Annotated in this window: 9 protein-coding genes; 1 reads left to right on the top strand and 8 read right to left on the bottom strand. The window is 72.0% G+C overall.

What is annotated here, in order from left to right; genetic code table 11:
- Window positions 1-165 precede the first annotated feature (165 nt).
- Together ACGF5O_RS21390 and ACGF5O_RS21395 are read right to left on the bottom strand one after the other, a co-directional pair.
- Window positions 166-1053 carry an ABC transporter permease gene (locus ACGF5O_RS21390; protein ID WP_393811425.1) on the bottom strand — a complete coding sequence of 296 codons (888 nt, stop codon included), beginning with the start codon at window positions 1051-1053 and terminating at the stop codon, window positions 166-168.
- A 47-nt stretch (window positions 1054-1100) separates the two neighbouring features.
- Window positions 1101-2084 (bottom strand): ABC transporter permease, encoded by a 984-nt coding sequence (locus ACGF5O_RS21395; RefSeq protein ID WP_393811426.1) that lies wholly within the window; start codon window positions 2082-2084, stop codon window positions 1101-1103.
- Between the two features lie 160 nt (window positions 2085-2244).
- Between ACGF5O_RS21395 and ACGF5O_RS21400 the strand changes: the two genes are divergently transcribed.
- Window positions 2245-3909 carry an ABC transporter family substrate-binding protein gene (locus ACGF5O_RS21400; RefSeq protein ID WP_393811427.1) on the top strand — a complete coding sequence of 555 codons (1665 nt, stop codon included), beginning with the start codon at window positions 2245-2247 and terminating at the stop codon, window positions 3907-3909.
- Window positions 3910-4273: 364 nt separating this feature from the next.
- On the opposite strand, the gene ACGF5O_RS21405 is transcribed toward ACGF5O_RS21400, so the two are convergent.
- From ACGF5O_RS21405 to ACGF5O_RS21430, 6 genes are all read right to left on the bottom strand, one after another.
- On the bottom strand, window positions 4274-5455 hold the full coding sequence (locus tag ACGF5O_RS21405) for an IS701 family transposase (protein ID WP_393811428.1): 1182 nt from the start codon (window positions 5453-5455) through the stop codon (window positions 4274-4276).
- Between the two features lie 31 nt (window positions 5456-5486).
- Window positions 5487-7646 (bottom strand): AGE family epimerase/isomerase, encoded by a 2160-nt coding sequence (locus ACGF5O_RS21410; protein ID WP_393811429.1) that lies wholly within the window; start codon window positions 7644-7646, stop codon window positions 5487-5489.
- Window positions 7643-9856, bottom strand: coding sequence for a glycogen debranching protein GlgX (gene glgX / locus ACGF5O_RS21415; protein WP_393811430.1), 2214 nt, complete (start codon window positions 9854-9856; stop codon window positions 7643-7645). The genes ACGF5O_RS21410 and glgX overlap by 4 nt, the downstream gene beginning before the upstream one ends.
- Window positions 9853-10563, bottom strand: coding sequence for an SDR family oxidoreductase (locus tag ACGF5O_RS21420; protein ID WP_362599806.1), 711 nt, complete (start codon window positions 10561-10563; stop codon window positions 9853-9855). Before ACGF5O_RS21420 ends, glgX begins: the two co-directional genes overlap by 4 nt.
- 108 nt (window positions 10564-10671) lie before the next feature.
- The gene (locus ACGF5O_RS21425) at window positions 10672-12006 is read right to left on the bottom strand and encodes a sugar phosphate nucleotidyltransferase (RefSeq protein ID WP_393811431.1); all 1335 of its coding nucleotides are present in this window, start codon (window positions 12004-12006) and stop codon (window positions 10672-10674) included.
- A gap of 234 nt (window positions 12007-12240) precedes the next feature.
- Window positions 12241-14088 (bottom strand): MFS transporter, encoded by a 1848-nt coding sequence (locus ACGF5O_RS21430; RefSeq protein ID WP_393811432.1) that lies wholly within the window; start codon window positions 14086-14088, stop codon window positions 12241-12243.
- Window positions 14089-14246 lie beyond the last annotated feature (158 nt).

Genomic DNA, 14246 nt, shown 5'->3' on the forward strand with positions numbered 1-14246 from the left:
CCGCACCCGCGTCCATGCCTCCACCTGCACCCGCGTCCATGCCTCCACCTGCACCCGCGTCCATGCCTCCACCTGCACCCGCGTCCATGCCTCCACCTGCACCCGCGTCCATGCCTCCACCCCCACCCGCGCCCATACCCCCACCCGCACCCGCGCCCATGCCCATCAGGCCAGCCCCGACACGGCACCGCGGGGCGGCCCGGCGGGCCGGACCGTCGTCGGGTCCAGGGCGTCGCGCAGGGCGTTGCCGAGGAGGCTGACGGCGAGCACGAACGCGACGAGCAGGCCCGCCGGGAAGAAGAACATCCACGGATACACCAGGGCCACGTCGGACGCGTCCGCGATCAGCGTGCCCAGGGAGACGTCGGGCGGCTGGACGCCGAAGCCGAAGTAGGACAGCCCGGCCTCGCTGACCACCGCCCCGGCCACCGTGACCGTCGCGTCGGTGACCAGGAAGGAGGCCAGGTGCGGCAGCACGTGCCGCCAGATGATCCGCACCGGCCCGACCCCCGTCAGCCGCGCCACCACCACGAACTGCCGCTCCTTCAGCGAGCGCGTCATGCCGCGCACCGCCCGCGCGGTGACCATCCAGCCCAGCAGGGCGAGCAGCCCGGCCAGCGCGAGCCAGCCCCACCGCCGCAGGCGCGGCGCGAGCACCACGAGGACCAGGAAGCCGGGGAGTACGAGCAGCAGGTCCGCCACGAGCATCAGCAACCGGTCGGTCCAGCCGCCGAAGTAGCCCGCGCAGGCGCCCACCGCCGCCGCCAGCCCGGTGGCGACCGCGGCCACCAGTGCCCCGATCAGCAGCGACTTCCGCAGCCCGTGCGCGACCTGGGCGAACACGTCCTGCCCGATCCGGTTCGTGCCCATCCAGTGCCGGGCGTCCGGCGGCTGCCGCAGCGCGGTGTAGTCGACGTCCGTGTAGGACCACCGGCACACGTACGGCCCCAGGGCCGCGAGCCCCACCAGGGCCAGCAGCAGCGCGAGCCCGCACAGCGCCCCCGGGTGCCGGACCAGCCGGCCGAGCACGGCCCGCCCGCGCCGCCCGCGCATGCCCCGCCCGCCCCGCCCGAGCCTGCCCCACCCGCCCCGCCCCGCTCTCACGGCTCCCGCACCCGGGGATCGAGCAGCGCGTGCAGGACGTCCGCGACCAGCCCCGCCAGCAGCACGACGGCCGCGGCGAAGCCGTCGACCGCCACGACCGAGTTCACGTCCCCCTTCTCCACCGAGTCGATCAGCCAGCTGCCCATGCCGGGCCAGCCGAAGACCCGCTCGGTGAACACCGCCCCGGTGACCAGGGTGAGGACGCCGAAGGAGAAGAAGACCGTCATCGGCACCAGCGAGATCCGCAGCCCGTGCCGCAGCAGCGCGCGCCCCGGGGTGAGCCCCTTGGCGCGGGCGGTGCGCAGGTAGTCCGTGCCGAGCACGTCCAGGGTGGCGGCCCGCTGGTAGCGGCTGTACAGGGCGATCGCGGCGAGCGCCACGCAGAGCGCAGGGAGCACCAGGTGGACCGCGGTGTCCCGCAGGTGGACGGTCCAGTCGCCCTGCAGCCCGGGGGTGTGCTCCCCGGTGTACTTGACGACGGTGCCGCCCGCGGCCCGGTTGACCGCGAGCGCCCCGGTCTTCAGCAGCAGCGCCAGCACGAAGGTGGGCACGCACAGCACCGCGAAGGAGAACCCGGCCAGCGCCCGGTCGCCGAGCCCGCCGCGCCGGACCGCCGCCCACACCCCGGCCAGCGTGCCGAGGGCCGTACCGGCCACCGTGCCCACCAGCAGCAGCCGTACCGACACGCCGATCCGGCGGCCGAACTCGGCGCTCACCGAGTCGCCGTCGATGGTGCGGCCCAGGTCGCCGTGGGCGGCGCGGTCCGCCCAGTGCGCGAAGCGCTCCGGCAGCGGGGCGCGGTCGTCCATGCCGAGCCGGGACAGCTCGCGGTCGACCACCCGGGCCGGCGGCGGGGGTCTGCGGTCCTCGAAGTACGCGCGGGGGTCGAGCGCGGTCGAGGCGAGGGCGTAGGAGAGGACCAGGGAGACGAGGAACAGGACGACACAGCGGGCCAGGCGCCTGGCGACCAGGAAGAACATGGCACTCCTGACGGAGGGGAGTCTGCCTTCTCTTCATGTGCGGGAAACACCGTGATGTTAAGCTCCGACGCCGCAATTCCCAGGGCATTGAGGGCAGTTGGCGGTCCCGTGACGCCGGAGAGGCTGACAGGTGGAGCGATTACGGGGATGGCCCGCATGGGTGGCCGTCTGGGCGCTCATCGTCCTCACGGCGACCGGATGCACCGCGTCCGGCGGGCAAGACGGTTCCCGGCACCAGGCGCTGCCGACCTACGGCACCTACGACATCAACGCCCTGCCGTCCGGGGACCTCCGCTCCGGCGGGACCCTGACCGTGCCGATCACCCAGATGATCACGCAGTTCAACTTCAACCACGTCGACGGCGCCCTGGACGACGTGTGGACCGTCGACACGATGACGGAGCCGCGGCTCTTCACCCGCGACGCGGAGGGCGTCCCCCGGATCGTCACGGACTACCTGACCTCCGCCACCGTCTCCACCGCCGGCTCGCGGCAGGTCGTCACCTACCGGCTCAACCCGAAGGCCAGCTGGTCCGACGGCACGGCCCTGAGCTGGCGGGACTTCGCCGCCCAGTGGCACGCGGTGGGCGGCGGCGACGACCGGTACCTGGTCGCCGACCCGAGCGGCTACGACCGGATCGCCGGCGTCCGCCGGGGCGCCGACGCGCACGAGGTCGAGGTCACCTTCAAGAAGCCGTACGCCGACTGGCGCAGGCTCTTCACGCCGCTCTTCCCGGCCGTCGCCTACGACAGCCCGCGGCACTTCGACTCCGACTGGCAGGGGCGGCTCCCGGTCACCGCGGGCCCCTTCCGGCTCGCCTCCGTCGACCGCACCGCACAGACCCTCACCCTCGTCCCGGACTCCGGCTGGTGGGGCACCCGGCCCCGGCTCGACCGGATCGTCTTCCGCGTCCTGGACCCCGACGCCGCGCTGCAGGCCTTCCTCAACGGCGAGGTCGACGTCGTCAACGCCGCCACCAGCGAGGCCTACGCCCAGCTGGCGAAGGCGCCGGACACCGCCATCCGGGTCGGCTCGGCCTGGGACGAGGTGCACATCACGCTGAACGGCGCGAGCGGGCCGCTGGCCGACCGGGCGGTGCGCAACGCCCTCCAGCAGGCCGTGGACCGCCCGGCGCTGGCCGAGGTCGCGGCCTCGGGCCTGCCGGTGAAGGTGCCGCTGCTCGGCAACCACTTCTTCATGACCAACCAGCCCGGCTACGCCGACGACTCCGGCCCGTACGGCCGCTTCGACCTGAAGGCCGCCGAGCGCGCCCTGGACCGCGCGGGCTGGCACAGCCGGGGCGCCGGGCAGCCGAGGGTCAAGGACGGCCGCAGCCTCACCCTGCGCCTGGTGCTGAGCGAGGGCACCAACCGGCTCGGCGAGGACCTGGCCCAGCTGGTCCAGCAGATGCTGGCCAGGGCCGGGGTCCGCGTCGACATCGAGAAGGTGCCCGCGACCGCCTACGGCCCGCAGTACCTCGACAAGGGCAACTTCGACCTCGCCATCTTCCGGTTCACCGGGCTGACCTACCCGAGCTCCGCCTACGCCGTCTACCGGCGCCCGGCCGGCGGGCAGGTCTTCGAGAACTACGGCCGGGTCGGCTCCGCGCAGGTGGACGAACTCCTCGACCGGGCCGCAGGCACCCTCGACGAACGGGCCGCACAGCGCCTCTACAACCAGGCGGACACACAGATCTGGCGCCTCGGCCACGACATCGAGCTCTACCAGCGCCCCCAGATCCTCGCCGTCCGCAAAGGCCTCGCCAACTACGGCGTCCCCGGCCTCGGCGACATCGACTTCGCCAAGGTCGGCTGGGAGAAGTGAGCACGGGGCGCCCGGGAACGGAAGGACGCCTGCGGGGGCCCGGGGCGGGTTCGTGCGTGCGGCGGTCTCGGGCGGCAGCGCGCGCACGGCGGTCCCGTGCGGAGCCGAACCTGCGGCAGCCTGCGGCGGAGTGTCCGGGGCGGTCCGCGGCGGGTTCGTGCGTGCGGCGGTCTCGGGCGGCAGCGCGCGCACGGCGGTCCCGTGCGGAGCCGAATCGGCGGGGGCTCGCGGTGGAGTGTCCGGGGCGGTCGGGGGCGGGTTCGTATGTGCGGTGGTGTCGGGTGGTGGCGGGCGCACGGCGGCCCCGTGCGGATGTGTTCGCACGGGGCCGTCGTGGCTGTGGTGGCTGTTGCGGTGGGGCTGTTCAGGCATGCGGTGTGCTCAGGGCTCTCTCGTCGGCCTGCTGGCGCACCATGTCGAAGCCGAGCGCGGCCGAGGCCAGCGTCACGTGGTGGTGCCAGCCGCGGAAGGAGCGGCCCTCGAAGTCGCCGAGGCCGAACTCGTCGTGCATCCGGCCCAGCGCCTCACCGGCGAACCTGCGCAGCCGGGCCAGCAGCACGATCTCCGCGAGCCGCCGGACCGGCAGGTTGGTCAGCCGGTAGGCCCGCGGCTGCGGCCGGCCGTAGGGCCAGTCCGCGATGAGCATCCGCGCCCGGGGCGCGGCACTCGGGCCGCCCTCCGGGGAGCGCTCGGCCCGCAGCAGCACGGGAACGGTCAGGAACTCCGAGTGCCACATGCGTTCGGTCACCGGGTCGTGCCAGGTCACCGACGTCCGCTCGGTGTGCCGGGCGGCGTGCGCGGCGAGGTCGGCCAGGGTGCCGCCGGTACCGCCGGCCCGGCCGCGGGGCAAGAGCACCGGGGTGTGCGGCGATGCCTGGACCACATAGCCGAGACCGCGGGCCTCAAGACCCCGCAGCAGGGGGTCGGGGTCCCCGTCGCCGCGCCAGTCGGCCAGCACCGGCAGGGGCTCCAGGGACCACTCGTCGAGCATCTCGTCGAGCGCCTCCAGGACGTAGCTCCACCGCGGACGGCAGCGCTCGTGCTCCGGCAGGTGGGCCTGGCCGCGCAGCCCCTCGTCGCGGTCCCAGCGGGTCGGCAGCACCAGCCGCCAGTTCACCGGGACCCCGCCGGCGTGCCCCACCAGCGAGGTCGCCAGCGCCAGCTGGCAGTTGACGGTGCGTTCCTGGGAGGTCGCGTACTGGCGGGCCACGCCGACCGAGCGGTCGCCGTTCTTGGCGAAGACGACCTCGTCGACCGACCAGGCCTCGGCCCGGAAGGACCGGACCATCTGCCCGGCCAGCCGGCCGCGCACCGGCGCGGACGCCCAGGGGCTCTGGTTCACGAACTGCTGGATCTGCTGCACCGCCCGCCGCCCCAGCACCTGTTCGGTGATCCGGGCCGGCGTCTTGCGGCCGGGCACGGCCAGCAGGCCGCGCAGGTAGACCTCCCCCCAGCGCCGCTGGTCGGCCCGGGTGAACTGGCCGAACAGCTCGCCGCAGTAGGCCGGCAGGTCGCGGGCACCGGGCGGGGCACCCGGGGTACGCACGGACGGTAACGGGAGTGCGAGGGTCGCGAGATCACTCATGGTTGCAGTCGTCACCACCCTCCAGCAGGAAGGCGTCCGTGGCGAGCAGCGCGTCGGCGACCTCCGGCAGGGCACAGCCCACGATCACGAAGTCGACGTCGAGCCCCGCCTTGGTGCGCTGGAACAGCAGCTCGTTGATGGCGGACCGGCACATCTCGCTGGTCTCGCACAGGTGGAACTCCACCCGCCCGGGCGTGGCCGCCATGACCTCGCCGAGGATCCGGCGGAACTTGCCGAGCTCGGCGGCGTCGATCACACCGCGGCAGCTGATGTGCGCGGTGCCGCCGTCGAACTCGCTGCGCATCCGCAGCCGCATCTGCGCGGGCTCCAGCTCCACCCGCACCCGCACCGGCTCGGTGCCCTCGGGCAGCCGCACGGTCAGGTCCTTGGCGTCGAAGTTCTGGTACGGCTGCCCGTCCACCCACACCCGGGTCAGCTCGGCCGAGCCGGCCGGCAGCAGGTCGGGCGCCACCCGCAGCAGCCGCTCCGGGAGGTCGTCGGGGCGCGGCCGGAAGTGCAGGGTCACCGGGTCGTTGCCGAGCAGCAGGCCGGTGTAGGTCGCCGACAGGTAGCAGAGCTCCAGCGCGTGGTAGCCCGCCATCGCGTGGCTGCCCTTGAGCCGCTCGGTGCCCAGCAGGTACGGGATGCCGTTGGCGAGGACGTTGAAGTAGACCCCGCCGTCCTCGTAGTCGAGGAAGTAGGCGTTGTAGAACGACGCCGCCTCGCGGGCCAGCCGCAGGTGCTCGGGGTCGTCGGTGGTGCCGGCCAGGATGAGGTACGCGAGGATCGCCTGCTCCTGCTGCCACCAGGCCTTGCGGTCGTGCCAGACCATGCGGTGGATGCCGCTGTCCGGGTCGGGCTGCCGCTCCACCACGTCGTACCAGCCGCTGCGCAGGCCGTCGCTGCCGACCGAGGGCATCAGCTCGGCGATCCGCTCCGCCGTGGCGAGGTACTCGGGCTTGTCGTGCAGGGCCTTGATGCGGGTCAGGTTCCAGGTGATCTTCAGGTTGTGGCCGACCACCGCGCGGTCCTGCTGCCAGCCCCAGGTGCGGTCCGGGCTCCAGTCGGCGTGGAACCGTTCCTGCACGAACGGGGAGTTGGGCTCGTCCGGGAACCGCCTGACGATCGTGTCCGCGGTCTCCTCCAGGAGCGCGGCGAAGTCCGGACGGCCGGTCGCCAGGTAGGCGTTGATCAGGTAGGCCGGGGCGTGGTCGCCGACCGAGTTCCAGTTCTTGCGGGACCTGTTCCGGCCCAGCGAGTCGGCGCCCGGGTCGAGGGAGATCGGATCCAGGTGCGAGAAGAAGCCGCCCTCGACCGGGTCCCGGAAGTACTTCTGGAACAGGGCGACCGTCCGGTCGATGTCGTTCAGGATCTTCGGGTCGCCGGTGATCCGGAAGGTCTGGGTGGGCCCGGCCAGCGCGTAGATCTGCTCGTACATCGGGATCGCGTCGTAGTCGTCCCCGAACTCCGAGGCGAAGACCGGCCGGTGGCCGTTCGGCGTGATGTCGATGCCGTGGTACCAGTAGGTGATCCCGTCGGCCTGGTCGTCCACCCGCATGTGCTCGCGCAGGTACGCGGTGCCGGACTCGGCGGCCTCCAGGAAGCGGTCCTCGCCGGTCAGCAGGTAGGTCGTGGCCAGCCCGTAGACCAGCCGGGAGATGGTGTCGGTCTCCTGGCGTACGTCCTGCCCGTGGAAGTCCGGTAAGTGGGTGCCGCTGAGGGTGAGGTGGGTGCGGAAGTTGCGCCAGTCGTAGTTCCCGTCCGGGAACTGGCCGCGCAGGTAGAAGTCGGCGATCGCGGCGGCCTGCTGCACCCACCAGTTCGGGTGCTCGAAGACGTACTGGCCGCGGCTCTCCTCCGGGAAGGTGATCTCCTTCGCGTCGAAGCGGGCGCCGCCCTCCCACTCGTAGAGGATCCCGTACGCGAACAGGAACCGGCCCTCGGCCAGCATGTCGACGGTCTGGGCCGTGGTGTCGTGGTAGGAGTCGCCGAGGTTGCGGACGATGCGGGAGACGGCGTTGTGGGTCAGGTGGACCGTGAACTCCCGCCCGTCCGGGCTGCGCAGGCCGAACATGCGCCTCGTGGGGCTGTAGTGGGTGACGTAGCCCGCCAGGGTGTCGGAGGTGATACGCCGTTGGGAGAGTGCGCTCATCGTCGCGTGCCCTTCTCGTCGGGCAGGGCCGCCAGCAGCACGACGCTGCGGCCCTGAGCGTGATAGGTGGGACCGTCGACCGGCTCCTCCGCTCCGGGCGGGAGGATCTCGTACGGGGCCGGCCGGGCCGTGTCCAGGACGCGGTGCCAGCGGTGGCCGGGCAGCTCGGGCAGCTCGAACTCGAGGCCCAGGTGGTACATGTTGAGGATCAGGTGCAGGTCCGGGTCGCCGTCGAAACCGCCGTACGTGCACGCCAGCACGTGGGCGTCGGGGTTCTCCCAGCCCGGCTGGTGCAGTCGCGTGCCGTGCCAGGTGATGTCCGGCAGGAGACGGGGGTTGAGCCGCTCGGAGAAGAACTGCGGCTCCCGGAAGGTGCGGTAGCGCTTGCGCAGCCCGATGACGTCGCGGGTGAACCCGAGGGTCTCCCGCTCCTTGTCGGCCTGGTCCCAGTCGAGCCAGGAGAGCGGCCCGTCCTGGCAGTAGCCGTTGTTGTTGCCGGCCTGGCTGTTGCGGAACTCGTCCCCGGCCAGCAGCATCGGCACGCCCCGGCTGAGCATGAGGACCGACAGCAGGTTCTTGACCTGCCGCACCCGCAGCCCCTCGACCTCCGGGTCGTCCGCGGGGCCCTCGGAGCCGCAGTTCCAGCTGTAGTTCTCGTTGGTTCCGTCGGCGTCCGCCTCACCGTTGGCGTGGTTGTGCTTGGTGTTGTAGCTGACCAGGTCGTTGAGGGTGAAGCCGTCGTGGCAGGTCACGAAGTTGATGCTGTTGGTGGGCAGTTCCTCCTGCGGCGCGAACAGGTCGGCCGAGCCGCCGAGCCGGGAGGCGACCTCGCCGGCGATGCCCGCGTCACCGCGCACGAACCGCCGTACGTCGTCCCGGAACGGGCCGTTCCACTGCGCCCAGCGCTTTCCGGGGAAGCGGCCCACCTGGTAGAGCCCGCCGCCGTCCCAGGGCTCCGCGATGATCTTCGTCTCGGCCAGGATCTGCGACAGCTCGATCGCCCACAGCGCGGGCGGCACCGCCATCTCGTAGCCCATCGGGCCGCGGGACAGCTCCGAGGCCAGGTCGAAGCGGAAGCCGTCGACGTGGTGCTCGGAGACCCAGTACTCCAGCGACTCCAGGATGAACTTGGTGACGATGGGGTGGTTGGCGTTGATCGCGTTGCCGCACCCCGTGAAGTCCATGTAGTGGGAGCGGTCCTGCGGCCACAGGTGGTAGTAGGCCTCGTTCGCGGCGCCCCGGAAACTGATCGTCGGCCCGAACTCGTTGCCCTCGCTGGTGTGGTTGAAGACCACGTCGAGGATGACCTCGATGCCCGCCTTGTGGAACGCCTTCACCATGTCGCGGAACTCGGTGATGTGGGTGGCCAGATGGGGGCTGGAGCAGTACCCGGTGTGCGGGGCGAAGAACCCGTACGGGTCGTAGCCCCAGTAGTTGCGCAGCTCCGTCCCGGCCGGTCCGGTGCGCAGCACCTGGGTCTCGTCGAAGTCGAAGACCGGCAGCAACTCCACCGCGGTCACGCCGAGTTCCTTCAGGTGCGGGATCTTGTCGATGACGGCCGAGAAGGTCCCCGGGTGCTCCGCGCCGGAGGTCGGCGAGGCGGTGAAGCCGCGGACGTGCATCTCGTAGACGACGGTGTCCGCCATCGGGGTGCGCAGCGGGGTGTCGCCCTCCCAGTCGTAGTCGTCGAGGTCGACGACCAGGCTGCGCATGGAGTGCTCGACGTTGTCCCCGGGGCCGATCGCGCGGGTCCGCTCCCAGCGGCTGTTGACGTTGGCGCGGGCGTAGGGGTCGACCAGCACCTTGCGGTGGTCGAAGCGGCTGCCCCCGGCGGCCGGGTCGCGCGGTCCGTCCATGCGGTACGCGTAGACCTGGCCGGCGCCGAGCCCCTGCACATGGCAGTGCCAGAAGTGGAAGCTGCGGTGCCGCTCGGGGTGCAGCCGGACCGTCCGGTAGGGCTGCGGGCTGTCGCAGTGCTCGAACAGCAGCAGGTCGACGCGGGTGGCGTGCTCGGAGAAGACCGAGAAGTTGACCCCGTCGGCGTCGACGGTGCTGCCCAGCGGCTGCGGGTGGCCCGGGGTGACCCCCGGCTGGACGAGGTCGAGGGTGTCGGGAGCCTGGTCGGCGGGCAGGGTCATGTACTCGTTCGCGGCATTCGTGGTCGTCGTGGTGGCGGCCGGCTGGTCCTGGGCCTCGGTCGGGGCGCTCATGCGAACACCGCCCTGGTCCCGGCCGGGGCGTCGGCGCGCAGCCCGGTGAAGAGCTCGTCCCAGGGCACGGGACCGGAGGCCGGGCCCGCCTCGCTGCGCATCTCGAACGTCACGCCGTGCGCCGTGGGCGAGTCGATCGCCCGGACACAGGCCTCGGCGACATGCTCGCGGGCCACGTACCCGTCGCCCACGTCGCCCTGCTCCAGGTGGAGCACGCCGTGGCCGGGCTCGTCGGTCAGCCAGCCGGGCCGGATCACCGTGTAGGGCAGGCCCGAGGAGCGGACCGCGTCCTCGCCGGCCAGCCGCCAGTCCAGCATCCTGCCGTAGGCGTTCATGGGGTGGTCCCTGCGGGTGACGTGCCGCTGGCTGACCAGCACGAAGTGCCGGCCGGCCGGGGCCGCGCCCAGGACGTCGAGGACGTGCCGGACACCGCCGTGCAGGGTCGACTCCGGGCTGTCCGGGCCGGCGGCGTCGGTGCCCGGCTCCACGGCGTAGACGACCGCGGCGCACCCGTGCAGCGGGGTGCGGAGCGTGCCGGGGTCGCGGACGTCGGCCGTGAAGTACTGCGCCTGCGCGGGCATGTGCCGCCGGGCGCGCTGGGTGCTGCGGCCGATGACCCGGACGGTCTCGCCCCGGGCCAGCAACCGGCGGGTGACGAGCCGGCCGACCCGGCCGGTCCCTCCTATGACTGCGATCGGGCTGTCCATCGAGAAAACTCCCCAGGCTGTAGACGAGCCGGACGATTGGGGTGCGGGAAGGAGCAGGTGGATGCGTCAGGGCGTGTGCTTGATCCGTTCGGGTCCGGCCGGATCGCGTCAGATCCAGCGCAGGATGTCGTCGGAGCTGGTCAGATGGGTGCCGGAGGGCAGTCCGGTGACGGCGGGGACCCGCAGCCGCGGGTAGACGCTCACCCCCGAGAGCCGGGTGCCGGGCCGCAGGTCGGCCGCCTCGCCGATCGCCGAGTGGACGAGCCGGACGGGGTTGTCGCGGGCCGAGTGCACCTGCGCCATGGGCCCGACGTACGAGTCGGTGATGCGGGCGTGCGCCCCGACGACCGCGCCGTCGCCGATCGCCGACCGGCTGAGCCGGGCCCCTTCGTCGATGTCGACGTCGTCGCCGACGTCCGTGTACCGCAGCTTCACACCGGGGCCGATCTCGGCGTTCCGCCCGATGCGCACGGCGGGGCCGAGCACCACGCTGCCCTCGGAGATCTTCTGGGCGAGGGTCGTGCCCTGCACGCTGTCCTTGGTGCGCAGGCTCGACTCGTGGATCCAGTACGGCGGGTCGGTGCTCACCGGCGCGCCCATGGCCCGGCTCATCCACCGGTAGCGGCCGCGCAGCACGTCGCCGAGGGTGGCCAGGTAGTCCGGGATGCTGCCCAGGTCACCGAGCCGCTCGATGCGCGCGGCCGCCACCGGCAGGCCCCGCCGGACCAGCCAGGGCAGCAGGTCGCCGCCCCAGTCGAGGCGCTGCTGGGCGAGCCGGATCATCTCGGGGGTGCGGGCCGCCAGCCGCAGGCGCCCGCAGTCGACGAGGTACATGCCCGCGTTGGTGGGCAGGGTGAAGCCGTTGCCTGGCAACGATGTCTCGGGGAAGAGGCGGTGGATGCGGTCGAGGTCGGGTTTCTCCAGGAAGCCCGAGACGGTGCCGTCCGCGGACGTCTGCATCACGCCGTACTTGCCGGCGATCTCCTCGGCGGTGCGGGCGACGGAGGCGACGGTCACGACGGCGTCGGCGGCGTCGTGCGCGTCGGCCAGCCGGGGGAGCGAGAACTCGAAGACGGAGTCGACCGGCATGACCAGGGCGCGGCCGGTCAGGTCCCAGCGTTCGAGGTTGTGCAGGGTGGCGGCGCCCGAGCCGACGTTGTAGCGGTCGAGCCGGGCCCGGGAGTAGTGGATCTCGACGCCGAACCGCTCGCCGCGGCCCAGCACGAGCTTGATCTGGCTGTGGTTCTCGGCACCCTGGGCGACCACGTGGAAGCGGCGGATGCCCTGGTCCCGGCAGTTCTCGACGAGCCACTCGATGACCGGCCGGCCGGCGAACGGGATGAGCGCCTTGCTGCGGATGTAGTCCGCGGAGGCGAGGGTGAGCGGCTTGGCGCGTTCGCCCCGGCCTCCCGCCAGGATTATCCCTAACGTCTCGTCCCCCATGACTGCGCTGCCTCCTCGGCCGACGAATCAACGCCATTCAGTCAACTGAGCCCGTCATTGAGAGTCAAGTAAAAAGTAAAGAAAATGGGCGAACGGGAGCGATGGGAGAGCTCGATGGTCTTCTGAATCACCGTGCTGAGCTGGGAAGGTATGCGAAAGCTAGGAGTTGACCCAGACAGTCAAACTGGTCCATCCGGCTGTCATCTGCTGTGTCATGTCAGGCGTGGTGGCCGGTCACTTCAGCTCGTCGGGGCACGGCGTCCCCCGCGGCAGCTGGTACGGCGACGCCAGCCGGTACGTCCCGGCCCGCGGGGCCAGCAGCATCGTCCACTTGTCCCCCTTGGCGTCCTCAGGCGTCTCCATCAGGCAGCCGTTGACGTTGGTGTACGTCTTCGGCTCACCGTCGGCCCGGTGCTTGGAGGCCTCGGTCTCCCGGGGCGCCTTGAGGCTCTTGCCGTCCGCGTCGACGATGCTCAGCCACGGCGAGTACGGGATCCGGATCAGGATCCGCCCGGCCTTGCGGACCTCGATGGTCAGCTCGCCCTGCTCCGCGCTGTCCACCACCGCGTCGGGCTCGGCGAGCGGCACCGGGTCGGTCACCCGGAACAGCTGCCAGTTGGCGTCGCCCCAGATCTGCTTCAGGTACGGCATCCCGCGCTGCACCAGCGCGCGTTCCCGGTCGCCGCCGCCGTCGCCGTCGGGGTTGTCCTTCGGCACGACGACGAAGTGCACCGCCCAGCGCTGGAGCCACTCGTGGTAGTTCGCGGAGTTGAGGCTGTCGTCGTAGAAGAGCGGGTTGCGCTCCATGTCGGCCTGGCGGTTCCAGCCGCGGGCCAGGTTCACGTACGGCGCGAGAGCCGAGGCCTCGCGGTGCGAGCGGGCCGGGACCACCTCGACGCGGCCCTTCTCGGCGCCGACCTGCTGGAGCTGGTGCACCAGCGGGGCGAGCTCGCGGGCCCAGGACGCGGTCGGCGTCGTGTGGATGATGTCGTCGACCGACTTGTAGCTGATCCAGCCGCAGACGCCGAGGAAGGCGAGGACGACCGTGTAGTACCTGCGCGAGCGCGGGACCGTGTACGGGAGGGCCGCGATCAGCGTCGCGCCCGCGAACAGCATCGGCAGCCGCGAGATGTTCGAGCCGATCTGCGAGCTGACCAGCCACACCAGCACCACGCCGAGGCTGTACACGGCCGCCGTCAGCCGGACCGTCTTCCACTCCTTCGGCACCAGGAAGAGGCAGAGCAGGCCGTACGTCAGCGGCATGATCACCGAGCCGAAGCCCATCGGCTGGGTGCCGGAGAACGGGAACAGCCAGGCGGAGACCGCCACCACCGCCGCGGGCGCCAGACCCAGCGCCCAGGCGCCCGGCCGCCGCTTCTGCAGGAACAGCGCGACCGCGACCAGGCCGACGAAGAGCCCGGCCACGGGCGAGGACATGGTGGCGAGCGCGGCGAACGGCGCGGCGACGAGCGCCTTCGCCCACCGTTTGTACCGCCAGCGGTACGGCCAGCAGAACACCGCCCCGACCGCGGCCAGCGCGAACATCGTGCCGAGCCCGAAGGTGACCCGTCCGGACAGCGCGTTGCAGATCAGCGCGAACACCCCGGCGAGCGCGGCCCACAGCGGGTTCTTCACCGCCCGGCTGCGGATGAGCAGCAGGGTCAGCAGGCCGGCCGAGACGGTGCCGGCGAGCATCATCGTCGTACGGACGCCGATCAGCGACATCAGGTACGGCGAGACCACGCTGTACGACACCGGGTGCATGCCGCCGTACCAGGCGAGGTTGTACGCCGAGTCCGGGTGCCGGCCGACGAACTCGGCCCAGGCGTCCTGCGCCGCGAGATCCCCGCCGCTGTTCGCGAACGTGAAGAACCAGATGATGTGCAGGACGCCGGCGAGGGCGGTGACCGACAGCACCGGATGGCGCAGCAGCTGCCGGCGCAGCGGCTCCGCGGCCAGCAGCAGCCGGTCGACGGGCTTACGCTCCGTGGCGTCCGCGGCTGCCGGCGGCATGGCTATTCGCGGGCCGGCTACCGGGCCCGGATCGGCGTCGTCGGCGTGTGTCGGCTCCGCTGTGGCCACCTGAAGGCACTCCCCGTGTCCCGTCTTCTGTTCTCGGCCGCGTTCCACGGTGTTGGCGGCTGCTTTCCGTCCAGTTCGCGGCCGTGTCCCGGCGGCCGACGACCTGCCCCGATTCGTGACGCTAGCACGCACCCCGCCGCAGGGCCCTGGGGTGGGCC

The sequence above is a fragment of the Streptomyces sp. NPDC048291 genome (genome assembly GCF_043201715.1).
GTDB lineage: Bacteria > Actinomycetota > Actinomycetes > Streptomycetales > Streptomycetaceae > Streptomyces.

What these genes read in the sequence shown, in the direction of transcription:
- ACGF5O_RS21390 (WP_393811425.1), bottom strand. Translation starts at nt 1,053, where the DNA reads ATGCGCGGGCGGCGCGGGCGGGCCGTGCTCGGCCGGCTGGTCCGGCAC.
- ACGF5O_RS21395 (WP_393811426.1), bottom strand. Translation starts at nt 2,084, where the DNA reads ATGTTCTTCCTGGTCGCCAGGCGCCTGGCCCGCTGTGTCGTCCTGTTC.
- ACGF5O_RS21410 (WP_393811429.1), bottom strand. Translation starts at nt 7,646, where the DNA reads ATGAGCGCACTCTCCCAACGGCGTATCACCTCCGACACCCTGGCGGGC.
- glgX (WP_393811430.1), bottom strand. Translation starts at nt 9,856, where the DNA reads ATGAGCGCCCCGACCGAGGCCCAGGACCAGCCGGCCGCCACCACGACG.
- ACGF5O_RS21420 (WP_362599806.1), bottom strand. Translation starts at nt 10,563, where the DNA reads ATGGACAGCCCGATCGCAGTCATAGGAGGGACCGGCCGGGTCGGCCGG.
- ACGF5O_RS21425 (WP_393811431.1), bottom strand. Translation starts at nt 12,006, where the DNA reads ATGGGGGACGAGACGTTAGGGATAATCCTGGCGGGAGGCCGGGGCGAA.